We start from the raw sequence: 1138 nt of genomic DNA on the forward strand, positions 1-1138 counted from the left end.
GCGAAACGCCCAAATACACCCGGTATTAGGGCGAGTCGCGGCCGATGTCAGCCACGCTCTGGCCCTCGCCGCAGCCGCGGGCCAATTTCAAAACAGACCCTAACTGCCGGTGTGCTTGCGGATCCGGTCGTGGAGGGCGGCCAGAGCGGCCGCGTCCGGGATGGCTTCGCGCTGCAGGGCTTGCGCCGCTCTGGACCAGGCCCGGAGCGCGCCGTCGGGGTCGCGGTTCTCGTCATGGCACTCACCGAGCCGGGTGAGCACCTCCGCCGCCAGCGGGAAGGCCTGAATGTCCTCGGCGAGCGATGCCGCGGTGGCGAAGCACTCGATCGCGTCGTCGAACGAGCCCGCCATGCGATGACACTCGCCGACGCTGTCCCAGGTGATGGCCAGTCCGGTCAGGTCCGAGGCCGCCTCCAGGAGGGTGAGGGCTTCCTGGCAGAGCTGCTTCGCCTTCTCCGGGTGCCCCATCTGGATCAGATCCCAGCCGGCTCCGTTGAGTGCCCGGCCGGTGCCGACGGTGTCGCCGATCTCCGCGCATATCGACAGCGAGGTGTTCGCCAGGTCGAGCGCCTCCTGGAAATCGCCCGCCGTCAGAGACCAGTCGGAACTGGTGAGGAACACGTCGGCTTCGCCGGAGCGGTCGTCGGCCTCCTTGAAGAACTGCGCCGCCTCGTCCAGCACGTACGCCGCGGACGTGTGATCGCCCAGGCCGTACAACGCCCGGGCGAGGCTCAGCGCCGAGTGGCCGGCCTGGTCGCTGCCCAGCGCGGAGGACGCACGAAGTCCGAGCTCCTGGATGTCGCGCTGGCGTGCCCAGGCGCCGCGGCGCTTGAGGTACGGCGCGAGGGAGTCCGTCAACGACCAGCACGTGGCCGCATCACCGCGCGCGTGTGCCTCCCGCGCGAGTTCGGCCAGGATGAACTCGTTGCGGGTGAACCAGGACAAGGCCTGCTCGACGGCCGGCACGGTCATCGGTGACGCCTGCGCTGCCCGGTTCTCGCCGGGCCACGTTCGCTGACGACGGCGGATGTCCAGGGAATCGGCGGCGCCGGCGGCCGGCGGCCGGGAGTTCTCGGATATCCGGTGGACGTCGCCGGTGTGGACCGCCCGGGGGTCCAAGCGGGGGATCACCAAGGCG

Annotated in this window: 1 protein-coding gene; it reads right to left on the minus strand. The window is 70.3% G+C overall.

Annotated elements, in window-relative coordinates:
* Positions 1 to 99: 99 nt before the first annotated feature.
* Positions 100 to 972, minus strand: coding sequence for a tetratricopeptide repeat protein (locus tag AB0M20_RS44975; protein ID WP_364307747.1), 873 nt, complete (start codon positions 970 to 972; stop codon positions 100 to 102).
* Positions 973 to 1138: the final 166 nt, after the last annotated feature.

This window comes from Actinoplanes sp. NPDC051633 (genome assembly GCF_040681735.1).
Classification (GTDB): domain Bacteria; phylum Actinomycetota; class Actinomycetes; order Mycobacteriales; family Micromonosporaceae; genus Actinoplanes.